Source organism: Nocardia sp. NPDC058519 (assembly GCF_042719755.1).
Classification (GTDB): Bacteria; Actinomycetota; Actinomycetes; order Mycobacteriales; family Mycobacteriaceae; genus Nocardia.
In genome coordinates this window covers 1-23,287 of sequence record NZ_JBHXNK010000043.1, presented here as the reverse complement: position 1 = coordinate 23,287, position 23,287 = coordinate 1, and the positions used below count along the sequence as shown (strand labels likewise).

The 23,287-nt window shown below is 65.8% G+C and carries 21 protein-coding genes; 12 read left to right on the top strand and 9 right to left on the bottom strand.

The features are described 5' to 3' along the window. Positions 1 to 118: 118 nt before the first annotated feature. Positions 119 to 1,312 carry a Fic family protein gene (locus ACFWPK_RS31655; RefSeq protein WP_378922025.1) on the top strand — a complete coding sequence of 398 codons (1,194 nt, stop codon included), beginning with the start codon at positions 119 to 121 and terminating at the stop codon, positions 1,310 to 1,312. 4 nt (positions 1,313 to 1,316) lie between these two features. Here the strand turns inward: ACFWPK_RS31655 and ACFWPK_RS31650 are convergent, their stop codons facing one another. From ACFWPK_RS31650 to ACFWPK_RS31620, 7 genes are all read right to left on the bottom strand, one after another. Then, entirely contained in the window at positions 1,317 to 2,393 is a 1,077-nt protein-coding gene (locus ACFWPK_RS31650; RefSeq protein WP_378922023.1) for an ABC transporter ATP-binding protein, read from the bottom strand. A gap of 69 nt (positions 2,394 to 2,462) precedes the next feature. Next, a complete protein-coding gene (locus ACFWPK_RS31645) occupies positions 2,463 to 3,791 on the bottom strand; it encodes an ABC transporter substrate-binding protein (protein WP_378922021.1) in 1,329 nt (442 codons plus the stop codon). 21 nt (positions 3,792 to 3,812) lie between these two features. Beyond that, positions 3,813 to 4,679, bottom strand: a complete 867-nt coding sequence (locus ACFWPK_RS31640; RefSeq protein ID WP_378922019.1) for a carbohydrate ABC transporter permease — start codon at positions 4,677 to 4,679, stop codon at positions 3,813 to 3,815. Then, positions 4,676 to 5,587, bottom strand: a complete 912-nt coding sequence (locus ACFWPK_RS31635; protein ID WP_378922017.1) for a carbohydrate ABC transporter permease — start codon at positions 5,585 to 5,587, stop codon at positions 4,676 to 4,678. The genes ACFWPK_RS31640 and ACFWPK_RS31635 overlap by 4 nt, the downstream gene beginning before the upstream one ends. A gap of 158 nt (positions 5,588 to 5,745) precedes the next feature. Further along, complete coding sequence (locus ACFWPK_RS31630; RefSeq protein ID WP_378922015.1) at positions 5,746 to 6,636, bottom strand: L,D-transpeptidase; 891 nt, start codon at positions 6,634 to 6,636, stop codon at positions 5,746 to 5,748. Between the two features lie 319 nt (positions 6,637 to 6,955). Then, a complete protein-coding gene (locus tag ACFWPK_RS31625; protein ID WP_378922013.1) occupies positions 6,956 to 8,293 on the bottom strand; it encodes a cytochrome P450 in 1,338 nt (445 codons plus the stop codon). 36 nt (positions 8,294 to 8,329) lie between these two features. Then, positions 8,330 to 9,490, bottom strand: a complete 1,161-nt coding sequence (locus tag ACFWPK_RS31620; protein WP_378922073.1) for a serine hydrolase domain-containing protein — start codon at positions 9,488 to 9,490, stop codon at positions 8,330 to 8,332. Between the two features lie 178 nt (positions 9,491 to 9,668). Between ACFWPK_RS31620 and ACFWPK_RS31615 the strand changes: the two genes are divergently transcribed. Then, positions 9,669 to 10,286 (top strand): hypothetical protein, encoded by a 618-nt coding sequence (locus tag ACFWPK_RS31615; protein ID WP_378922011.1) that lies wholly within the window; start codon positions 9,669 to 9,671, stop codon positions 10,284 to 10,286. 35 nt (positions 10,287 to 10,321) lie between these two features. Beyond that, positions 10,322 to 11,782, top strand: coding sequence for an MFS transporter (locus ACFWPK_RS31610; RefSeq protein ID WP_378922010.1), 1,461 nt, complete (start codon positions 10,322 to 10,324; stop codon positions 11,780 to 11,782). Positions 11,783 to 11,846: 64 nt separating this feature from the next. Here the strand turns inward: ACFWPK_RS31610 and ACFWPK_RS31605 are convergent, their stop codons facing one another. Further along, positions 11,847 to 12,515, bottom strand: coding sequence for a S1 family peptidase (locus ACFWPK_RS31605; RefSeq protein ID WP_378922009.1), 669 nt, complete (start codon positions 12,513 to 12,515; stop codon positions 11,847 to 11,849). Positions 12,516 to 13,005: 490 nt separating this feature from the next. Between ACFWPK_RS31605 and ACFWPK_RS31600 the strand changes: the two genes are divergently transcribed. The 9 genes from ACFWPK_RS31600 to ACFWPK_RS31560 all read left to right on the top strand — a co-directional run bounded on the left by ACFWPK_RS31600 (position 13,006) and on the right by ACFWPK_RS31560 (position 22,508). Continuing rightward, positions 13,006 to 13,860, top strand: coding sequence for an MlaE family ABC transporter permease (locus ACFWPK_RS31600; protein WP_378922007.1), 855 nt, complete (start codon positions 13,006 to 13,008; stop codon positions 13,858 to 13,860). Positions 13,861 to 13,863: 3 nt separating this feature from the next. Further along, on the top strand, positions 13,864 to 14,727 hold the full coding sequence (locus ACFWPK_RS31595; protein ID WP_378922005.1) for an MlaE family ABC transporter permease: 864 nt from the start codon (positions 13,864 to 13,866) through the stop codon (positions 14,725 to 14,727). Between the two features lie 7 nt (positions 14,728 to 14,734). After that, positions 14,735 to 16,231, top strand: a complete 1,497-nt coding sequence (locus tag ACFWPK_RS31590; RefSeq protein ID WP_378922004.1) for an MlaD family protein — start codon at positions 14,735 to 14,737, stop codon at positions 16,229 to 16,231. Further along, positions 16,228 to 17,253, top strand: coding sequence for an MCE family protein (locus ACFWPK_RS31585; RefSeq protein WP_378922002.1), 1,026 nt, complete (start codon positions 16,228 to 16,230; stop codon positions 17,251 to 17,253). Before ACFWPK_RS31590 ends, ACFWPK_RS31585 begins: the two co-directional genes overlap by 4 nt. Then, complete coding sequence (locus ACFWPK_RS31580) at positions 17,250 to 18,245, top strand: MCE family protein (RefSeq protein ID WP_378922000.1); 996 nt, start codon at positions 17,250 to 17,252, stop codon at positions 18,243 to 18,245. Before ACFWPK_RS31585 ends, ACFWPK_RS31580 begins: the two co-directional genes overlap by 4 nt. After that, the gene (locus ACFWPK_RS31575; protein ID WP_378921999.1) at positions 18,242 to 19,342 is read left to right on the top strand and encodes an MCE family protein; all 1,101 of its coding nucleotides are present in this window, start codon (positions 18,242 to 18,244) and stop codon (positions 19,340 to 19,342) included. Before ACFWPK_RS31580 ends, ACFWPK_RS31575 begins: the two co-directional genes overlap by 4 nt. Before the next feature lie 8 nt (positions 19,343 to 19,350). After that, on the top strand, positions 19,351 to 20,439 hold the full coding sequence (locus ACFWPK_RS31570; RefSeq protein ID WP_378921998.1) for an MCE family protein: 1,089 nt from the start codon (positions 19,351 to 19,353) through the stop codon (positions 20,437 to 20,439). Then, complete coding sequence (locus tag ACFWPK_RS31565) at positions 20,436 to 21,614, top strand: MlaD family protein (protein ID WP_378921996.1); 1,179 nt, start codon at positions 20,436 to 20,438, stop codon at positions 21,612 to 21,614. Before ACFWPK_RS31570 ends, ACFWPK_RS31565 begins: the two co-directional genes overlap by 4 nt. 129 nt (positions 21,615 to 21,743) lie before the next feature. Next, positions 21,744 to 22,508, top strand: coding sequence for a hypothetical protein (locus tag ACFWPK_RS31560; RefSeq protein ID WP_378921995.1), 765 nt, complete (start codon positions 21,744 to 21,746; stop codon positions 22,506 to 22,508). An 89-nt stretch (positions 22,509 to 22,597) separates the two neighbouring features. Here the strand turns inward: ACFWPK_RS31560 and ACFWPK_RS31555 are convergent, their stop codons facing one another. After that, the gene (locus ACFWPK_RS31555; protein ID WP_378921993.1) at positions 22,598 to 23,182 is read right to left on the bottom strand and encodes a ribonuclease H; all 585 of its coding nucleotides are present in this window, start codon (positions 23,180 to 23,182) and stop codon (positions 22,598 to 22,600) included. Positions 23,183 to 23,287: the final 105 nt, after the last annotated feature.

Here is a 23,287-nt window from a genome sequence, read left to right as displayed (position 1 = left end):
AGGCAAGCGGTTGCTGTACTCCAAGCCGCGAAACGCGAAAATCGGAATCCTTAGTCGCGTTTGTGTAGCTAAAGTATAGTATGAGCATGGTTGCTATACTTTACGTGCGCGGCCGCAGATGACATGGCCGCCGCATCGAGTCGAAGAACGTCCGTGGAATCCGCAGCGTCGACAGGGTTCCCGAGACGACCGAATGCTGGAGCACGTCGACGTCTGGATCCCGCCGCGCATCGCTGATCTCGACTACCACCTGAGTGGCCTGGTGGCCAGCGCAAACGAGGCCGCGCTGATCGCGGTCGCCAGGCTGGAAGCTGGGCACGGTCAGTACCTGGCGCCGCTCGCGGATTTCCTGTTGCGCAGTGAGTCGGTGGCGTCATCGAAGATCGAGCACATCGACGCCGGCTGGCGTGCGTTCGGGCGAGCAGTCGGCGGCGCGAAGGCGAGCGGCGAGGCAAAATCGCAGCTCGCGGCGGTGCAGGCTTTGGTTGCCATGGTCGATGCAGCAGGTGCGGGGCCGATCACAAAGGCAGGTCTGCTCAATGCCCACCGCCTCCTCATGAGCCCGGACTACTACGCGGCCCGCGAGTCGGGCCGGTTCCGGCAGGTTCAGAACTGGATCGGCGGCAGCGACTACACCCCGCTCAACGCGCTGTACGTGCCACCACCGCCGGAGCTTGTCGCCGAACTGATGGACGACCTGCTGATCTTCGCCGCACGCAGCGACTTGCCGATCGTGGCCCAGGCCGCTATCGCGCACGCACAGTTCGAGTCGATCCATCCGTTCGACGACGGCAACGGCCGGATCGGCCGTGCCCTGATCAGCGCGATTCTTCGGCGTCGCGGCCTGACCGACCGGGTCACGGTCCCACTCGCCTCGGTCATGCTCGCCGACACCCGGCGCTATTTCGCAGAGCTGACCGCGTATCGCGCGGGCGAGGTCGACCAGTTCGTCGAGTACGTCGCGCTGGCGGCAGTGCACTCGAGCGCGGCGGCCGCCGACTCAGCACTTTCGTTGGCCGACTTGCCTGCTCGCTGGCGTGATATCGCCAGGCCGCGGGCAAAGTCCTCGGACGAAATGCTGATCGTGCACCTGCTCGACTATCCGATTCTGAACATCGACATCGCAAACAGCCTGACCGGCACCACCGAGGCCGCCACCTATCGCGCCCTCGACCGACTTGTCGAGGTCGGAATTCTCGAGGTGCTCTCGGAGTCCAAACGAAACCGCGTCTGGGCGGCCACCGACGTGCTCGCCGAACTCGACGCACTCAGTGCGGCCATCGGCCGTCGCTCCGCCGAGGCGATGTTCTGATAGTTCAGCGCAAGCGTAGTTCGGTCTCCGCGTCGAAGAAGAAGATCTCGTCGGGCTTCGGCCGCAGATGCAGGGTTTCGCCGAGGGTGGTCTGGAAGCGCCGGTCCACCCGGACGACGATCTTGCCGGAGCGGGTGGACCAGTCGGTGCCCGCGCCGTGGGTGTAGACGAACGATTCGGCGCCCAGTTCCTCGAGTAGTTCGGCGACGACGGTGATCCCGGCGGGATCGGTGGTGACTTCCCAGGATTCGGGGCGGATGCCTAGAACCGCGCGAGCACCGGAAATAGTGCGGGGAACCGGGATTCGCAGACCGTCGAGGACGGCCTCGCCGTCGACCACGGGCGCTTCGAGCAGGTTCATGCCGGGCGAACCGATGAACCCGGCGACGAAGGTGTTCAACGGGTTGTCGTAAAGCTCACGCGGAGAGGCGATCTGCTGCAAAGTGCCGTCGCGAAGCACCGCGACACGGTGGCCCATCGTCATGGCCTCGACCTGGTCGTGCGTCACGTAGACCGTGGTAGTACCGAGACGCTGCTGCAACGCGGCGATCTGGGAGCGGGTGCTCACCCGCAGCTTCGCGTCCAGGTTGGACAGCGGCTCGTCCATGCAGAACACCTGCGGGCGGCGCACGATGGCGCGGCCCATGGCGACGCGCTGACGCTGGCCGCCGGAGAGCTTGGCCGGTTTGCGGTCGAGCAGCGGCTCGAGTTCGAGCATCGCCGCGGCTTCCTTCACCCGAACCAGCATGTCGGACTTCGACATTCCCGCGTTGCGCAGCGCGAAGCCCATGTTCTCGGCGACGGTCATGTTCGGGTACAGCGCGTAGCTCTGGAACACCATCGCCACGTCGCGGGCGCGCGGCGGCAGGTCGGTGACATCGCGCTCACCGATCCGGATGGTGCCGGCCTCGACCGACTCCAGCCCCGCCAGCATGCGCAGGCTCGTCGACTTGCCGCAGCCGGAAGGGCCGACCAGCACGAGGAATTCACCATCGGCGATGTCGATGTCGAGTGCGTCGACGGCGGGGGCGTCGGCGCCGGGATAGCGATGGGTCACACCGTCGAACTGCACTGTCGCCATGGCGAATTCTCCTAGCGGGGAAAGCGAAACGGGCCGGTGGTCACAACGAACCACCGGCCCGTGGGGGAACTACTTGGGCAGCTTGGGCGTGATCTGCCGGTCGATGATCGCCTGCACGTCGGCGGCCACCTTCGCGAGAACCGTTGCCGGATCGGCGTTCTGGAGACCGATCTGCTCGTAGCCGGTGCCGATGATCTGATCGGCGCCGGGCACGAACACTCGCGCGTAGTCCTGCGACTTCGCTACCGCGAGCTGGTCGATGGCGACCTTGGAGTTGGGGTTCTTCGCCAGGAAGTCGATCTCGCTCGGGTCGGTCACGGCTGACTTGCGCACCGGCATATAGCCCGTGTTCTGCGTGAAGTACGCCGTGTTGGCGGCGTTAGTGATGAACTCGATGAACTTGAGCGCGTTGACCTTCCGAGCGTCCGAGATCCGTGACGGAATCGCTAGACCGGCGCCGCCGGTGGTGACGCCGGGACCGTTCGGGTGCGGCAGGAACGCGGTGCCGACCTCGAACTTGCCGTCGGCGTTCTTCTTGATGCCCTTGAGATCGCCGGTGGAGGCGATGGTCGAGGCGGCGACGCCGGTGCCGAAGTCGACCGCGATCTGCGGGCGGATCGCGGCGTACTTCTTGACATTGATCGATTCACGCAGGTAGGTGGCCGCGGCGATCGAGCCCGGATCGGTGAACTTCAGCTTCCACTGATCGGAGTAGGCGCCGCCGAAGGTCCAGTTCGGGCCCTGGAAGGTCCAGCCGAGGTAGTTCTTGGCGTCACCCCACGCGTGCGCGAACTTGTCGGCGCCGACGAGGGACTGCAGCTTCGGGCCCCACTCGTCGAATTCCTGCCAGGAGTTCGGGCCGCGGTCGGGCAGGCCTGCCTTCGCCCAGACGTCCTTGTTGTAGTAGAACAGCGGCGTCGAGCGGGCGTACGGCAGCGCGTAGTGCTTGCCGTCGAACAGGTAGTCGGCGGCGAGCGAGTCGACGTAGTCGCCCAGCTGCACACCGGCGGCACCGAAGTGCCCGTCGAGCGGCTCGATGGCCTTGCTCAGCGCGTAGTTGAACCACCAGACATCCGACAGCACAACGACATCGGGCAGTTCACCACCGGTGAGCGCGGCATTGAACTTCTGCGCCACCTCCTCGTAGTTCTTGCCCGCGTCGACGAGGTTCACCTTCAGATCGGGGTGCTTTGCCTGGAAGCGGTTGATCAGCTCCAGCTCCAGCTCCTTGGAGGTGCCGGGGTGATTGGACCAGAAGGTGATGGTGTCGGCGTCGCCGGAATCGCCGGATCCGCCGCCGGTGCCCGCGCACGCGGTCAGGGCTGCGGCAGCGGCAACGCCGCCGGTCAGGCCGAGGAAGCCACGGCGACTCAACGCCGGGAATCGTGAGTTGGACACTGGCGAACTCCTGTTCGAGATTTAACCCTTGACCGCACCGGAGGTGAGGCCCTTGATCATGTGACGTTGCAGGACAAGGAAGACGATGAGGATCGGCAGCATCGTGAGCACGGTTCCCGCCATCACCGGCCCCCAGTTGGTGACGCTGGGGTTCTCGGTGTTCTGCAGCAGGGTCAGGCCGACCGGCAGCGTCGCGACGTCGGCGGAATCGGCCATCAGGAACGGCCAGAGGTACTCGTTCCACTCGTTGACCAGCGTCACCACCGCGAACGCCACCATCGTCGGCCCCGACATCGGCAGCACCACCTTGGTGAGCAGCCGCCACCAGTTCGCGCCGTCCATTCGCGCCGCCTCGATGACCTCACCGGGCAGCGACAGGAAGTGGTTGCGCATCAGGAAGGTGCCGAAGGCGACGCCGCAGAGCGGAATGATGATGCCCTGGAAGGTGTTTCGCCAGCCGAGCTGCGCGATGAACGCGTAGTTGGAGATCACCGTGATCTGGTTGGGCACCATCAGCGCCGCGATGATCACCAGGAACACGATGTTCTTGCCGGGGAAGCGCAGGAACACCAGCCCGTACGCGCTGAACACACCGAGCGCGAACTTCACCGCCGACACCACGCCGGTGACGATCAGCGAGTTACGCAGGAACGTCCAGAACGGCACGGTGGTGGTGGCGTGGCTGTAGTTCTCCGGACGCCAGCTGTGCGGCCAGTAGACCGCGGGCTGGGTGTAGATGTCGGAGCGGTCCTTGAGCGAGGTGATCAGGATCCAGAACAGCGGGACCCCGACGATGATCAGCACGCACACCATCGCCGCGTAGCCGAGCAGGGTGACGGCGCGCTCGCGACGCCGGTACGAAAGTGTCTCCGGGCCTATGTGTTTCATCGCTCGCCTCGGTCCATCACGCGCACCTGGATCAACGTGACCACCAGCAGCACCACGAACATGATCGTGGCCACGGTGGCGCCGTAGCCGGCCCGGAAGTTGCGGAACGACTCCTCGTACACCTGGAACACCATCGTCGTCGTGCCGTTGCCGAGCGGTCCGCCGCGCGTCATCACATTGATGATGTCGAAGACCTGTAGCGAGTTGAGCAACACGGTGATCGACAAGAAGAATGTTGTCGGACGTAGTTGTGGCAGAAGGACTTTCGTGAATCGGGTCCAACTGCTCGCGCCGTCCATTTCGGCCGCTTCGAGCAATTCGGCGCGCACACCTTGCAGCGCGGCCAGATAGATCACGAAGGCATAGCCCAGGTTCTTCCAGATATAGGTGAGCGTCACCATGAACAGGGCCCACTCCGGGTCCTGATAGAAATCCGGCACATTGTCGACGCCGAGCCGGTGCAGAACGTCTTGTACCAGACCGAAACTCGGATCGAAGATGAATTGAAAAGCTACGCCGATCGCCGCGCCCGAAATAACGAATGGCGCGAAAATAGCCGAGCGGACTACATTGCGCCCGAACAGTTTTCGATCGAGCAGCATGGCGAGCGCGAGACCGAGCGCCATACTCACCACGACCGCGGCCACGGTGAAGATCAGCGTATTGCTGACGACCTTCCATGAGTCGTCGCGCTGCCACCATTCGATGTAGTTGTCGAATCCGACCGAATTCGCCACCGGATCGGCGATGTTCCAGTCGGTGAACGACAGCCGGATGTTATCGGCAAGCGGCCGGTAAACGAACAGGGTGAGCAGCGCCAGGTTCGGCACCACGAGTACCACGAACAGCGCGTAGTCCTGCCACCGGCGGCTTCTCCCGGGGAGCACCCGCTCTGGACTCTTTCGCACCGCGGCAGCTTTACGGCGCACGGCGAACCGTTGGTTAACCCTGCCCGCCGATTTTCTGAACATCGGGCGCACAGCACCGATTACAGCAAAAACCCGAACAGCACGACCTCGAAAGATCGTATTGTTCGGGTTTTGTTCAGCGAGTTTTGTTCAGTCCATCAGTTCCAGTCGCCGAGACCGTCACCCGCGCTGAGGGTTCCGCCCTTGGTGCCGGTGACGACCACGGCGTCACCGCGACGGGTGTTCTCCAGGAACCACTTTCCGTCCTCGGTGCTCACATTGAGGCAGCCGTGGCTGGCATTGGAGTAGCCCTGCTGACCGACCGACCACGGGGCGGCGTGCACGAAGATGCCGCTGTTGGACAGGCGGGTCGCGTATTGGACCTCGAGCTTGTAGCCCTCGGGATCGGTGACCGGCACGCCGTACGTCGACGAGTCCATCGTCATCTTCTCGAGCCGCTCACCCACGATGTAGGTGCCGTTGGGGGTCTCGTAGCCGGGCTTGCCGAGCGAGGTCGGCATCTCGCGCACGACCTCGCCGTTGATCGTCACGACGATCATCTTGGTGGCGTCGTCCACGGTGGCGACGAACGCGTCACCGATGTGGAACGAGCTGGTGGTGCCACCCGCGACCACGGTCACGTTGGTGTTGGCGGGCCAGAACTCGGTGGGCTTCCAGCGGACCTGCTTGCTGGAGGTCCAGTAGAAGTAGCCCGGCGCGTTCGTGCTCGAGGTGACCTTGATGGCCCGCTCGGCGGCGGCGCGGTCTTCGACCGGCTCCTGGAAAGTGATGATGATCGGCTGCGCGACGCCGACGGTCTCGCCGTCGGCGATGTTGATGTTCGGCGGCGCGAAGGGCGCCTGCTGCGCGGGCTCGTTCACCGCGGGCTGGCTGGAACCGCCGCCGAAGAACGGCAGATTCGGCTGAGCCTGCGCGGGCACGGCGATCAACGCGCCGGTCGCTGCGATCGCTGCCGACAGCAGCAGACCCCGGCGAAGCCAGTGCGATTGCTGCGTATTTGCCTCGTAGTGCATAGGTTTCTCGTCCATTCCATCTCTCGTTCCGCGTGCGGCGGCGCGAGATCTACTCAGTGACGCTCGTTCTCTTTGACGCAGAGGCCGCAACGGGTCTCTACGGGGTAACGACTTCCCCGACCCTGACCCTCCATTACTACCCGCACCAGGTGACCAGGTGCCAGCCGTGTTGAGCGGTGATAACAGACCCGCAACTATGTGCGGTGCGTCACATAACGCGCTGTTATTCATCGGCTTCCGCCAAACGCCGCGCTCACAGCGGCGAGTCGATAGCTGTGCGCGCGAACAGCGGGGAAGCACATGGGTGTGACTCCCAAACGCCACGTGAGGCAGATCACCCGGTCCGTGTGAAGTGGATCGCCCGATCCGGCGCGGTCGCGATATTGCGGGGCACCGTGCGGGGTCGACGGCCGAGTGCCAGTTCGGGCTCGAGGGTCAACCGGACCTCGGTCAGCAGCGTCGCGAGCACGATCCGCAGCTCGTGGTCGGCCAGCGTCGAGCCGATGCATCGCCGGTGACCACCGCCGAACGGCGCGAACTCGAACGGGGTGACCGTGCGATCGAGGAATCGGTCGGGGTGGAACAGGCGCGGTGCGGGCCAGGTAGCGGGCTGGCGGTGGAGTGCGTCCACGGCAAGGCCGATGGTGGCGCCCGCCGCCACGTCGACTCCGCGCCAGCGCAACGGCTCCTTCAGGGTGCGCAAAACGATCGGGACCGGCGGGTGCAGGCGCAGGGTTTCCTGGCAGACGGCGTCGAGCAGCGGTAGTCGGGCCTGTTCGGCGGGGTCATCGCCCGCGGTGGGTAGCTCGGCGAGCAGGCGGGTGAGCAGGCCGGGTTCGCGGTGCAGGTGGTAGAGCGCCCAGGTCAGGGTGGTCGCGGTGGTTTCGTGGCCCGCGACCAGCAGGGTGCGTAGCTGTTCGCACAGTTCGGTGTCGGTGGGGCTGGTGCCGTCGTCGTAGCGGGTGGTGAGGAGGAGGTCGAGCAGGTCGCCGTTGGCCGGGCCGGTGCGGCGGCGCCGGGTGATGTCGGCCAGGAGCAGCTCGTCCAGCCGCGCCCGTGCCGCGGTGAACCGCTCCCACGGACCGAAACCACCTATGCCGCAGCGCAATACGGGCGCCACCATGAGCGGGGTGGTGAACGCGGTGAGGAAATCGGTCACCACACCGCCGTATTCGGCCTCGCGATCGGATTCGGACCCGAACACCGTGGCGAGGATGACCCGCAGGGTGATGGTGCGCGCGGCCCTGAGCGAATCGATCCGAGTGCCGATTCGCCAGGGACCATCCGCGCCACAACGGATCTCGTTCAGCGTCGCTTCCCGGATCACCTTCTCCAGCGACCGCACCCGCGCACCGTGCAACGCGGGCGCCAGCAGCGCGCGATCCGTGCGATGCCGTGTTCCCGAACTGAGAATCAGCGACGCTGCCCCGACCATCGGCTCGATCGGATTGGGCCGCGGCGGCTCGAGCAGTGCGACCGGCGCCCGGAACAATTCGCGCGCCCCCTCGGCCGTTCCGGTGAACAGCACCGCCGGAAACCGGGGGAACCCGACCGCGAACGGATCGCTGCGGGCAGCGCGTCGTCGCAGGTAGCCGCCGAAATCCCGCCCCGCGGCGACGCCGTGCAGCAACGACAGGCGCGGCGCGGCGGGCGCGGGGTTCGGCGAACTCATGTCCTTTACTACGGCGAGCTCCTCCCGGTGGTTCGATCAGGAACGGGCTGTGCGGACGGTCCCCTGGGCGATCGCCGCCAGCTTGGCCAGCCGTGCGTCACCGAGCGCCGTGACGGCCCCGCCGAGCCGATTGGTGACGAACGCGATCGACATCCCGAGATCGGGATCGGCATACGCCCCGGAGCCGCCGACACCATAGTGGCCGAAGGCATTTCGCGGTTGTTGCTTGGTCATCAATACCGGTCGGTGATAGCCGAGGGTGAATCGCAGCGGTAGTCCGAGGACATAATCGCGGCTGCTGGTCTGCTGGGTCCGGTTGATCGTCTCGATCGTCTCCGGCCGCAGGAACCGCACCTGGCCCACCTGCCCACCGTTGGCGAGCGCCCCGTACATCCTGGCCAGCGCACGCGCCGAGAACACGCCGTTCCAGCCGGGCATCACCGCATCGTGCACCCGTGGGTCGCGGACGAGCTCGTCGAAACTCTCCGGCATGCCCGCCTCGGCCAGCCCGCGCGCGGGCCGCACCCACGACAGCACCGACGACGCGGTGTTCCACCGGATCCCCGGTGGCGCCAGATGCGGAAAGATCTTCGCGATCCGGTACCGCTCGCCCGGCGGCACCTGGAACCAGAACTCGTCGATTCCCAAGGGCTGCGCCACTTCTCGACGCAGGACCTCGGTGAACGGATCGCCGGTCACCCGCTGCACGATCTCGGCGACCAGCCAGCCGAAGGTGATCGCGTGATAGCCGGAGGTGCGGATGCGGCGCGGGTCGGCGGGGCTCTCGGCGAGCGCGGTCACCACCGCGTCGTAGTCGAGAATGCCCTCGCGACCTGGCACCAGCCCGCGCACCCGGTGCAGGCCCGCGCGATGGGACAGCACGTCACGCACGGTGATGTCGTCCTTGCCGTGTGCCCCGAACTCCGGCCAGTAGGTGGCCACGGGCTCCTCGTAATCGAGGAGCCCGCGCTCGGCCAGCCGATGCAGCACGGTGGTGGCGACGCCCTTGCCGGTGGAGAAGGTGAGCGCGACGTTCTCGCCGGTCCAGCGCTGATCCTTGGCCGCCCAGCCCGCCCAGATATCCACGACCGGGCTGCCGTCCAGATAGATGGCCAGCGCACCGCCACCGCGACTCGGCTGGGCGAACATCCCGAAGAAATGATCGGCGAGGCGGATGAAGCGCGGATCGACCACCATCTGCCGTGGCGCCGCGAAATCGCCGGTCGGTACTGGTGCCGAGGTACTCACGATGACCTCCTGATACACGATCGGGGGCCTGCGCCGCCCGTGGCGACCGGAATCCCAAGGGTATCGCAGTGACCCGGCTATCGGACTGGAGTCGACGGGGGTGGCTCCGGTGGTGTATTCACAATGGGTGTTTGCAGATTTGTCCATCGGCCGGCTCGTCGGCGCGATCGCCATCACCGTGACCGCGTTCGTCTCGACCGGTTGCGGAGGCACCATCGACGGCTACGCCCAGCCTGCGATCGATGTCGTCCCCGCGACCAGTAGCGCGACGCCGACCACCAAGCCGGGCAAGTCGACCACCACCAAGCCGGCGCCCACGTCGAGCAAGGGCGGCAAGACCGACTTCCAGGCCAATATCGGCGACTGCGTGTCGCTCGGCGGCACCGTCAACGACGCGACGATCGAGAAGGCCGCCTGCGGTAGCCGCTCGTCGAACTACAAGGTCATCGGCAAGGCCAAGACCAGCAACGGCTGCGTCGGCGACCGCGACAACTTCTACGCCGAGACGCTCAACGGCATCGAGACCGGCGCGCTGTGCCTCGACATCGACTGGGTCATCGGCGGCTGCATCGACGTGGGCGGCGACGAACCCAAGCGCATCGAGTGCAGCGAGGGCGGGACCGAACCGGTCAAGGTGATCACGATCAACAAGAACTCCGACAGCGTCGACGACTGCCCCGATGCCGCCGATTCGGGCTTCAAATACGCCGAGCGCCGCGTCGTCGTCTGCGTGGAGAGCCTGTAGTTCCGACGAAAGACGCCGGTGGCGGCTAGTTTGGGGTGGTGCCCCAGACGGTTCGGCTGAACTCGGCCACGGGCCGGTGGATTCTGCTCGCCACCATCCTCGGCTCCTCGATGGCGTCGCTGGACGCCACCGTCGTCTCCGTGGCGCTGCCACGCATCGGCGAATCGCTGCACACCGATGTCGCCGGGTTGCAGTGGACCGTGAACGGTTACACCCTCACGCTCGCCTCGTTCATCCTGCTCGGCGGCTCGCTCGGTGACCGGCTCGGCCGACGTCGCGTATTCATCTGGGGGATCATCGGATTCGCGATCACCTCGCTGTTGTGCGCGGCCGCGGTGAATATCGAGATGCTCGTCGGCGCGCGGCTGCTGCAGGGCGTGGCGGGCGCGCTGCTCACGCCGGGGAGTCTGGCGCTGATCTCGGCGTCGATCGATCGCCGCGATCAGGGCAGTGCGATCGGACTGTGGTCCGGTCTGGGCGGGGTGGCCGGTGCGTTCGGGCCGTTGCTCGGTGGTGGGCTGATCGACCTGGTCGGCTGGCGGGCGATCTTCCTGCTCAATGTGCCGCTGGCGCTGGTGGTCGCCGTTGTCGCGATCAAGACCGTGCCGGAGAGCCGCGATCCGCAGGCGCCCGCCCGGATCGACGTGCCGGGCGCGGTGATCGTCGCCCTCGGGCTCGGTGCCCTCACACTGGGACTCATCGATTCCCGGGTCGTGCTGGTCGCGGTCGGGGTGGCCGCGCTGGTGTGTTTCGTGCTGGTGGAACTGCGCAGCCCGAATCCGCTGGTACCGCCGTCGCTGTTCCGGTCGCGGGTGTTCACGACGGCGAATCTGGTGACGTTGCTGGTGTACGCCGCGCTCGGTGGCGTGTTCTTCCTGCTGGTGCTGCAATTGCAGCTGGTCGCCGGGTACTCGCCGATGGCGTCGGGCGCCGCCGGACTGCCTGTCACGCTGCTGATGCTGGTGCTCTCGGCACCCGCCGGACGGTGGGCGCAGCGGCACGGGCCGCGGATCCCGATGACGATCGGTCCGCTGCTGGCCGCAGGCGGGGTGTTCGCGCTGCAGCGCATCGGACCCGGCGCGGACTACCTCACCGATGTGCTGCCCGGCGTATTCGTCTTCGGGCTCGGGCTTTCGGTGCTGGTAGCGCCGTTGACCGGCGCGGTGCTGGCCGCGGTGCGCGAGGGCGAGGCGGGCATCGCCTCCGGGGTGAACAACGCCGTGGCGCGAACGGCACAGCTACTCGCGGTGGCGGCGTTGCCCGGTCTGGCCGGGTTGTCCGGTGCGTTCGACAATCCGGTCGCCTTCGCCGCGGGCTTCGACACCGCGATGCGCTGGTGCGCGCTGCTGCTCCTGCTCGGCGCCGGTATCGCCGCGGTCCTGCTTCGCGTGCCGCGTCAGCCGCCACAGCCCGAACGCGTCGACTGCCTGCCGCACTGCGCGGGCACCGATGGACCCGCGCTCGCACCGAAATCGCTTGCCGCTCAGGACCTATAGAAAAGAGCGGGCCGCGTGGACAACCACGCGACCCGCTCGACATCCGGGGAGTACAGCCGAGGGACTAGATCGGGTGGAAACCCGAACCCACGCCGCCGCGGGCGTTGATGTCGTCCATGATCGAGTTCATATTCGTCCCGACCTCGGGCCCGAAGCAGGCCACAGCCAGGTAGGCGTTCACCATGCCGACCAGGGTGGAGCCGACGACGACCGGCGCGCCGGAATCGCCCTCGACCACGCACATCTGCGACCAGGTCTCGGTATTGGTGGCGAAGACGTCGCCCCAGGTGATGCCGCAGGTGTTGCCGGTGGTCCGGCCTTCCTTACAGACGATCGTCGGGAACTGCGCGGGCCCGCCGACACCGGTGATGGTGACGTTGCCGATCCGGTTGACCGGGGTGATCCGGCCGGGCGTGAACTCGATGACCGCGTAGTCGAGTTCGGAATTGCTGTGTACGAACCGGCCGATCTCGCCGTAGCCGCGATCGACCTCCGCGCTGACGGTGGCCCCGGCGTCACCGCAGTGACCCGCTGTCAGGCCGACCAGCCTGCCTGCGCCGTCGTACCCGACCGTGGTGACGGTGCACTCGAACGCGTTGTCGATCACGATTCCGGAGCCGCCGCCGATCACCGGGGGGCCTGCTTGCGCGTTGGCCGCACCGGTGCCGAGCAGAGCTGCACCGAGGGCAAGAGCGAAGGCGGCGTTGGCCACCTTGGCGAGTTTGCTGAACATGTCCCTCCAGATGTCGGAAGTTCGCACGATATCAATACGGTCTGTCTATCGTGCCTGTATTCGGTCCCGGGCGCGCCTCCGGACCGGTGCGTTTGCTGGGCGAGTCGCCCGCGCCTCCACGCCGTCGCTGTCATAGCGATTCCCTATTGCAATCTTGCCGCAGCGCGTCGTTCGTGTTTCTCGCGTGATGTGTTCGGATAATTCGGCGAGGACTTCGTTATGAATGACAAAGTTCCGCAATATTCCTTTACCGCGACCGCTGGTACTGGGAAACCATGTAGGAAAAGGCCTTCGCGCGTAATCCCGGGAATCCCGGAATATCGGACTGTAGGGTCCGTCATGGCCGGTCTCATAGCCGTTTTGGACAGTGACCTCTATCTATGACAGCGCTCACATGTCGGTGATGTGTTCTGCGCTACTCCGTAGTAAGGTGCGTCAAGCAAACAAGTCGCCGGGGCGTTGAGGGTCCGGCGTCGAGAGGGGTTATGCAGTGCAGTCGACCGAGAGTCCGCCCACACGTTCACGAGCCAGTGAGGCTGTCGACTGGACGAAGGGCCTTTGGGACGACCATCCGAAGAAGTCGCTGGAAACCTTCGGTCGACAGATCACGATGGGTATCGAAGCGATCACGGAGTTGTTCGTCGCGATCTTCCGTCGGCGTTTTCCTTTCGATGAGTTCATCCGGCAGTCCGCGTTCATGGCCAGCGTCGCCGCGGCGCCGACACTGCTGGTCGCCATCCCGATCGCGGTGATCGTCTCCATCCAGGTCGGCGCGGTCGCGGGTCAGGTCGGTGCCACTTCGTTCATCGGTGCGGCCAACGGCCTCGGCATCATTCAGCAGGGCGCCCCACTGGTCACCGCGCTGATGATCGCGGGTGCCGTCGGTTCGGCCATCTGCGCCGACCTCGGCTCGCGGACCATCCGTGAAGAGATCGACGCGATGAAGGTCATGGGTGTCGACCCGCTGCGCCGCCTGGTGGCTCCCCGCCTCGGCGCCGCGATGCTGGTCAGCTTCCTGCTCTGCGGCTTCGTCGTCTTCGTCGGCTTCCTCACCGGCTACATGTTCAACATCTTCGCCCAGGGCGGCACACCCGGCTCCTACATGAGCACCTTCGCCTCGTTCGCGGTCACCCGCGACCTCGCGGTGGCGCTGTTGAAGTCGGTGCTGTTCGGTCTGATCGCCTCGATCATCGCTTGCGACTGTGGGCTCAATGCTCGCGGCGGCCCCGGTGGTGTCGCCAACGCGGTGAACTCCGCGGTGGTGAGCTCCACCGTCATGCTGCTCGGTGTCAACGTGGCGATCACCCAGATCTACGCCGCAGTCTTCCCCCCACAGGTGGTCTGAGCCATGTCATCTACATACGTACCTCCGCTACTGCGGCCGATCCGGTCGCTGCAGAAAGCCAGCAAGGCGCCCGGCGACCTGCTCGCCCGCCTCGGCCACCAGGTCTTCTTCTTCCTGCGCTCGGTCGGCTCCATCCCGCTGGCCTTCAAGCAGTACCCGAAGGAGGTCTGGCGTCTGCTCTCCGACGTCACCTGGGGTAACGGCAATATCGTCGTCGGTGGTGGCACCATCGGCGTCATCCTGATCATCAGTGCCTTCGGCGGGATGACGGTGGCCATTCAGGGCCACACCTCGCTGAACTTGCTCGGGCTCAGCCCCATCACGGGCGCGATCTCGGCCTTCGCCACCACCCGCGAGCTCGGCCCGCTGCTGGCGGCATTGGCCTTCGCCGCCCAGGCGGGCTGTCGATTCACCGCACAGCTGGGCGCCATGCGCATCTCCGAGGAGATCGACGCGCTCGAATCGGTGGCGATTCGCCCGCTGCCCTACCTGGTCAGCACCAGGATGATGGCCGCGGTGATGGCGATCGTGCCGCTGTACGCCGTGGGTCTGACGATGGCGTACCTGGCCTGCTCGGTCACCGTGCAGTTGATCGGCGGTACCGCATCGGGCACCTACTCGCACTACTTCTTCCAATTCCTGGTGCCGACGGACGTGCTCTACTCCCTGCTCAAGGTGATCGTCTTCGTCATGATCACGACGTTCATCCAGTGCTACTACGGCTTCTTCGCCTCGGGCGGTCCCGAAGGCGTCGGCGTGGCGGCCGGCCGCGCGATCAAGATGTGCATCATCCTGGTCGTGTTCGCAGACCTTCTCATGACATTGGCGATCTGGGGCATCAACCCCGGCATCAGGATCTCGGGGTAAGCGCGCGATGATCATCGATCCGAGTGGGCGCGGTCCCACCATGAAGCAGTTGTACGTGGCCGGTACCGCCGGTCTGATCGTGTTCGGCATCGTCCTCGCCTTCCTCACGGCCAGGTACCAGGGCTACTTCGTACCCAAGGTCAATGTGGTCGCGAACCTGTCGACCACCGGTGACGGCCTGCCGTCGGATGCCGACGTGAAGTTCCGCGGCGTGCTCGTCGGCGTGGTGAAGAACGTCGAGATCGGCAAGAACGCCGAGCAGAAGGTGAACATCGAGCTCAAGCCCGAGTTCGCCGACGGCATCCCGAACACCGTCACCGCACGCGTCGTGCCGTCCAACCTGTTCGCGGTCACCTCCGTGGAGCTGGTCTACAACGGCGCGAACAGCCAGCACCTGAAGGAAGGTTCGCAGATCCCCGAGGACCGCAGCCAGGGCACGATCGCGCTGCAGGACACGCTCACCACGGTGCGCGACATCCTCAACGAGGTCGACCCGGTGCAGCTCGGCCGCGTGCTCGGTTCGCTCACCCAGGCGCTCGACGGCAGCGGCCGGGTCCCCGGCTCGACCATCCAGCGCCTCGACCACTGGCTGACCACGGTCGCCGACGCCGGCCCGAACCTGGGCGGCATGCTCGACAACTTCTCCAACTCGGCGCACGCGCTCAACCAGTCGGCGCCGGAACTGCTCAACGTGCTCGGCTCCTCGGTGCAGACCGCGAACACCATCGCCACCAAGCGTGAACAGCTGATCGCGCTGCTGGCCGGTGCGAGCGCCACCACCGATCGGGTGAACGACCTGTTCGCGTCGAATCCCGATGTGGGCAAGGAAGTCACGGTCGGCATGAACGCCACCCTCGGTGCGCTGGCCGCCGATCCCGCGTCGATCACCAAGACCTTCCAGGTCTTCGGTCCCTCGCTGGCCCAGCTCAACACCACCTTCCACGGTGGCCCGAGCGGCAAGCAGATGGTGTGGAACGCCGGCATCACGCTGACGCCGTACCAGCCCAACACCGTCGCCGACTGCCCGCGCTACGGCGATCTGCTCGGACCGAGCTGCTTCACCGCACCGGCCGAGGTCTCCCTGCCGCCGATTCCGGACAACCTGCGTCCGCGCAAGCTCGACGCGGCCGCCGGTCTCCCGCCGCTGGTATCGCTGCCTGGCATGCCCGACATTCCGGGTCTGACCAGTCCCGGTGTCTCGCCGATGCACACGGCCAACGGCACCGAGATCAAGCCGTTCCAGGGCACCCCGCTCGAGGGTCTCGTCCCGTCGATCCAGATTCCGGGGCTGCCCGGTCTGGGTGGTGCGCCCGCTCCCGCGGCCGCTCCGGCCGCGGCGCCCGCTCCGGCGACGGTGCCTGCCGCCACACCGATCTCCTACTCCGGTGACGCGGCGATGACTCAGCTGCTCGGTCGCAAGCCGAACGCGTCCGAATATCTGCTGCTCGGTCCGATTTTGAAGGGCGGAACCCTGCAAGTGTCCGAAAACGGGGGTGGCGCATGAGTATCCGCAAGCCACTGATCGGGTTCAGTATCTTCGCGCTCGTCTCACTGCTCGTCACCGTGGTCGTGTGGAACACACTGGCCCGCACGGTCGACGGTGACACCCGCAAGTACACCGCGATCTTCACTGACGTCCTCGGGCTGCGGCCCGGCGACGATGTCCGGATGGCCGGCGTGCGCGTCGGCAAGGTCGAGAAGATCGAGCTCGACGGCAAGAACGACGCCAAGGTGTCGTTCATCGTGCAGAGCGACCAGACACTGTTCAACGACACCAAGGCCCTGGTCAGGTACCAGAACCTGATCGGTCAGCGCTACGTCGCGCTGACCCCGGGCGCGGCACCGAGCCCGGAGCCGCTCAAGAGCGGTTCCACCATTCCGCTCGACCGCACCGAGCCCTCGTTCGATATCTCGGCCCTGCTCAACGGTTTCCAGCCGCTGTTCCAGGCGCTCGAGCCCGCCGAGGTCAACGCGATGTCGGAGACCCTGATCCAGGCGCTGCAGGGCGATGGGGTTTCGCTGTCGGCGTTCATCATTCAGGCGGCCCAGCTGGCCACCGATTTCCAGCGTCGCGACGCGATCTTGTCCGACGTGATCACCAACCTGTCCGGTGTGATGGCCGGGTTGGCAAAGCGAGGGGATGAATTGGAGACCCTGATTACCCAGACCAGGGCGTTGATCGGTGGGCTCTACGACCAGGGGCAGTCGCTGCAGGCTTCCACGGTCACCCTCGCCGATTCGACGACCGCCTTGGTCGGGATGATGAGCAAGATCCAGCCCAAGCTCGCGACGACCCAGAACTCGACCACCGCGGCGCTGAATCTGCTGCTGGCCAACGGCGCCAAGCTCGACCAGGTCGCCATCGACATGCCGTCCATGCTCGCCGACCTCGGCCGGATGACATCGGAGGGCACCCACGCCAACGCCTACCTGTGTGGCCTGGACGTATCGCTCTACGGAGTCCTCTTCCCGCGCGGTCTGTTCAGCCAGATCGGTGGCAACGGCCATTCCGAGGTGTGCAGATGAGCAAGATCAAGTCAGCCTTCGTCGGTAACCGCAACTTCTGGCTCGGTGTGGTCGGTGCGCTGTGCATCGTGCTGCTGCTGGTCGGTTCGAGCATCTTCCAGTTCATCGGGCTCGGAAAACAGTCCATCGACGCGGAATTCGTGCAGGCCGCGGGCATCAAGACCGGCGACAAGGTCGCGGTCTCCGGTGTGCAGGTCGGCACGGTCTCCGGTGCGAAGATCGAGGGCGACCACGTGGTGATCACCCTCGACGTGGACAGCTCGCTGAAGCTCGGTCCCGACGCGCACGCCGCGATCAAGATGGCGACCCTGCTCGGCGCGCGCTACGTCGACCTGCAGCCCGGCGACGGATCGGGTCTGAAGAACAAGACGATCCCGCGCAGCAACACCGACGTGCCGTACGACATCGCCGATGTGGTCCAGGTCGGGACGCCGAAGTTCCAAGCGCTCGACACCAAGAAGCTCGCCGCCTCGCTCAACACCATCAACTCCCAGCTCGGCGATTCGCCGGAGCTGGTTGCCCAGGCGCTCGACAGCGTCGGCGCGGTCGCCAAGGTCGTCGACCAGCGCAAGGGTGAGGTCGACAGCCTGATCAAGGACCTCAACCGGGTCACGCAGCTGCTCGCCGACAACCGCAACTCGATCCTGCTCGTCATCACCCAGGGCGAGGCCATCGCCAACCGGGTGATGGAACGGCAGAGCCTGCTGCGTCAGCTGCTCGACAACGTCGCCACGCTGACCCGTCAGCTGGAGGAGATCGGCGCCCAGAACGGCGACCAGTTCGGCGGCACCATCAGCCAGCTCAACACCATGGCCGAGGGCCTGCAGAAGAACAAGGACAATCTCGACAAGCTGCTGCAGATCGGTCAGCCCACCGCGCGCTACTTCAACAACGCGCTCGGCAACGGTAACTACGGTTCGGTCGCACTGCCGTGGTTGTTCCCCGACAACTGGCTGTGCTTCGTTCAGGTGATCCAGGGGTGCCAAGGATGAAACTGACCAACAAGCTCCGCATCGCGCGGACGATGATGATCGCCACCACCGCGCTGGCACTCGGTAGCTGCTCGCTGCTGCCGAGCCAGTTCGACGACGCGCTCGGCCGCTCGACCAAGATCACCGCCGACTTCGAGAACATCGCGGGCATGTACGAGGGCAACGAGATCATGGTCCTCGGCCTCGCGGTGGGCAAGGTCGACAAGATCGTGCCGAAGGGCACCTACGTCGAGGTCCACATGACCATCGACGCGGGCGTCAAGATCCCGAAGGAAGCGATCGCCGCGATCATCTCGCCCTCGATCGTCACCGACCGGCACATCGAGGTGAGCCCACCCTTCACCGGCGGTGAGGCGCTGAAGTCCGGCGATCACCTGCCCAAGGCGCGGACCAGGACGCCGGTCGAGCTGGACACGATGATCAAGACCATCGACCAGTTCGCCGCCGCGCTGAAGCCCGAACCCGGCCAGGAGGGTCTCGGCCCGCTGTCGGGCCGGGTGCTCTACCCGGTGCTCAACGGCAACGGCCAGAAAATCAGGGAAACCCTCGACGCGCTCTCCGGCGCGCTGAAGGTCGGTGTCGACAACAAGGACGCCATCGCCAACATCATCATCAAGCTCAACGAGCTGACGACGATGCTGGCCGACAACGACCAGTCGGTGCGCGACTTCAGCGACCGGATGACCGCCATGTCGGGGCTGCTCGCCGAGCAGGCACCCGGTCTGCAGGCCACCCTCGACCAGCTCAACCAGTTCCTGAACAACACCTCGACGACCTTCGCCGGGCATCAGGAAGAACTGGCCGCCTCGCTCACCGGCTTGACCACCGTCACCAACCAGTTGCGTGCCAACTCGGGCGCGATGGTCGAGATCGTCGACGTGGTGCCGCTGCTCATGCAGAACATCGACGGCGCGATCAACAAGGAAAAGGGCTTCGTCCGCCTGCACGCGCTGATCGGTACCGCTCTCTCGGGCGAGCTCGTGAGCGTGTTCTGTGAGCGGATCCAGATGCGGGCCGATGGTTGCCGCACCGGAAACGTCCAGGATTTCGGCCCCGATTACGGGCTCACCGCCGCACTGCTCGGACTGACGAAATGAACCAGCGAATGACGATGAAGGCCCGCCGCGCGCTGCTCTCCGCAGCCGCATTGGCCACGGTCACGATCACGACCGGCTGTGGCTTCACCGTGGAGGATCTGCCGCTGCCCAAGCCGGGCACCGGCGGCGAGACCTACACCCTGCACGCGAAGTTCGAGAACGCCCTGAACCTGCCTGACCAGGCCAAGGTGAAGGTCGGTGGTTCCGATGTCGGCGTCGTGTCGTCGATCAGGACCAAGAACTTCGAGGCCGTGGTCGACATGGAGATAAACACCGAGTTCAAGCTGCCGAAGGGCAGTACCGCGGAGTTGCGCCAGGCCACCCCGCTCGGTGACGTCTTCATCTCGCTGAACCAGCCGAAGAACATCACCAGCGCGGAGACCCTGCCCGCGGGCGCGACCCTCGGCCTCGACTCCACCTCGGCAGGCGCCACGGTGGAAGAGTTGCTGATCTCGGTGTCGATGCTGTTCAACGGCGGCGGTGTCGCCAGCCTGAGCAGGCTCGGTACCGAACTCGGCTCGATCCTCAACGGGCACGGCGGTGAGCTGGGGCATCTGATCTACGAGATGACCGGCGTCATCGGCGAACTGAACGCCAACAGCACCAAGGTCGACTCGGTGCTCACGGAGTTCAACACCCTCGCCAACACCATCGAGGCCAACAAGGGTCAGCTCGGCCAGGTGGCCGACACCCTCCCCCAGGCCATCGGCGCGATCGCCGAGAACAACCGGGCGATCGGCGACCTGCTCACCAAGCTGGCCACGGCCACCGCGGCCATCGGTGACTACTCCAACACCACCGGTGACCAGCTCTCCGACCTGCTCACCAATCTCGACAACCTGATGAACGCGCTGGCCGCGACCGGCAACGACTTCGGTTATGTGATGGATCAGTTGCACGCGATCCGTCCCGGAGCCAACCAGACGTTCCAGGGTAAGGGTCTGGCGCCGTACGCGACCCTGACCAACCTCGATGTCGGCCTGCTGACCGACCCGGCGAACAGCAAGCTCTGGGACATGAAAGATGTGAACGATTTCGTCGGCAGCTTCATTCAGGTGCTGCAGGTCGTTCAGGGCCGAGTGGGAGGCCACCGATGAGCAGGCTGAAGAAGTTCGCGAGCAGCAAGATCTTGCTGGCGAACAGCGCGCTCGTAGTCGTGCTGTTGCTCGGCGGGACATATCTGCTGGTCAACGTGATGCGGGTCAATCCGCTGCGGTCCGAGTACGACGTCACCGTCAACCTGGACCGCTCCGGCGGTCTGCAGCCGGGCAACGACGTGACCATGCGCGGATTCCGGATCGGCAAGGTCACCTCGATCGAACTGATCAACGACGGCGAGGCGATCGCCGCCAAGGCGCGGATCGACAAGGACTTCAAGATCCCGGTCGACACCATGATCCAGGTGGCGGCGCTGTCGGCGGCGGGCGAGCAGTACATCGACTTCCGTCCCAAGAGCGATGTCGGCCCGTTCCTCAGTGACGGTGCGGTGATCAAGTACAGCCCGGAGCAGATCCAGACGCCGGTTCCGGTGTGGGCCGTGCTCGACGATACGAGTGCGCTGATCGGCTCGGTGGATCCGAAGCAGTTCAGCGTCATCCTCGACGAGCTCGACATCGCGCTCGGCGCCGGTCCCGACCAGCTGCGCAGCCTGATCAACGGCGTCAGCCTGGTGGTCGCGGGTCTGGACAACCTGCTGCCGCAGACGGTGAACCTCATCGCCAACCTGCGGGTGATCGCCGAGACCACCTCGAACGCCCAGCCCGATCTGCAGACGCTCACCAGCAATTCGGGTGCGCTGCTCACGCAGTTCAACAACGCCAACGCCGAGCTGCAGGGCGTGCTCGACAACGCGCCCGCTCAGTTCGAAACCCTTGGCGCGGTGCTGGATTCGACGGCCGATCCGATCAGCTCGCTGGCGGCCAACTTCGTGGCCATCACCAGGGCGGCGCAGTTGCGTACGCCCGCCATGCGGCTGCTGTTCCCGTCGCTGGCGCTGGGTCTCGGGTCCATCGGCGCCCCGGCGCACGACGGTGAATTCCACACCATCCTCGACGTCTGGCCGCGTCCGACGTGTAACTACGACACCGAGTACCGGCGCAACGAAGAGGTACAGGACGGCAGCATTCCGAAGTGGAACTACTGCACCAACCCGACCTCTGACCTGCAGATCCGTGGTTCGGCCAACGCCCCGCGCCCGAACGTGCCCAACAACGGCGCGCAGATGCCCCCTGGCGTCGACCCGAAGGAGCGGACGCCGATTCCCGCCAAGTGAGAGGATGCCCGGCCAGGCTGTTCACAGCTCGACCGGGCATACTCGCGGGGAAGACGTGTGGCCCGGCTCACGGACCATGCATAGGAAATCGGTGCGATATGTGCGCCGGGAAAGAGCAGGATTGATTCGATGACCAGCGACGATGCCCAGAGCAAGTCCGATGCTGCCGCGGCAGACAAGCCCGATCTGGCCAAGGCCGACGACACCGTGAAGGGTGCGGCGGCGACTCCGGAGGTCGATCAGCCCACTGTCAAGGCACAGACCGTGACCGAGGCGCCGGCTCCGGCCGCTGCCCCGAGCGCGACATCGAGCTCGACGGGCTGGATCGCCGCAGGTGTGGCCGGTGTGGTCGCAGTCGGCGCGATCACCGCGGGTGTGGTGTTCTTCCTGCAGAACAACAACAAGGCCGAGAAGCTCGACGCCATCGCCGAGTCCACCAAGGCCGCCTGTGACTACGGCGCCATCCTGGCCAACTACGACTACTCCAAGGATCTCGACGGCTACATCGCGTCGATGAAGGCGGGCGCCACCGGCGACTACCTCAAGGAGTTCAGCGATGCCAGCGAGGCGCTCAAGGGCGCCATGGTGCAGGCCCAGGTCAAGTCGACCGGCGAAGACGTGCAGTGCGCTTACATGTCGGGCAGCACCGACGACGTCAAGGCCATGGTCACCATGACCCAGTACCGCACCAACTTCACCCAGACCCAGCCCGACCGGATGATGTTCGCGATCGAGATGAGCCTCGAGCGTTCCGGCGACAAGTGGCTGGTCAGCAAGCTGGACTCGCCGCTGCTCAAGAACGGCGGCGGCAGCGCCGCCGGTGGTACGGCACCCGGTCAGGCCGTTCCGGCCCCTGCCCCGGCTCCCGCGCCCGCCCCGACACCGGGGAACTGAGCACCGGGACCTGAGCCAACCGAAACGCCGCGGGCAGATTCCTCGCCCGCGGCGTTTCATTGTGCGGTCCCACTCCGGTCGCACCGCACCTAGAACAGGGTGAGAGTCCCTGCTACCGGTGCTTGCGCTGCGACCGACTTCCCTGTGGAGACCGAATTCGTGGGGACGGGCGCCGCGGGTTCCCGGCGCCGAAGCCTCGCTGGTTCCGGTGCGACCGGCGCTGACTCTCGGCTGAGAGCCGGGTTCTCCCGGACCGCTCGTGCCGCTTCGCCTGCGAGTTTGTCGGCTTGTTCGTTGAAGTAGTTGCCCACGTGACCGCGCACCCAGCGGAAACGCACCGGTCCTTCGCGGCCGGTGATGGCCCGGTCGATCTGCTTGATGATCTCGACGTTCTTCACCGCGCCGCCGGTGGAGGTGCGCCAGCCGTTGCGACGCCAGCTGGTGATCCATTCCGAGGCGCACTTGATGGCGTACTGGGAGTCGCTCTCGATGAGCATCGGTTCGGCGCCGGGGTGGGCGAGGATGGCTTCCAGCACGCCGCGGAGCTCGGCGATCTGGTTGGTGCCGCTGGCCGCGCCGCCGCTGTCGGCGGGCCCGGAATGATTCACCCATGCCCAGCCGATGGCACCACCGGGATTGCGCAGGCAGGACCCGTCGGTGCTCACGATGATCATGACCGCCACCCTAGATGATTGATTCCAGGGTGTGGTGGCCCGCAGAGCAGGCCACCACACCCGGATCAGTGGTCGTAGGCGGTCAGTGACCGCAGTGTCGGTGCG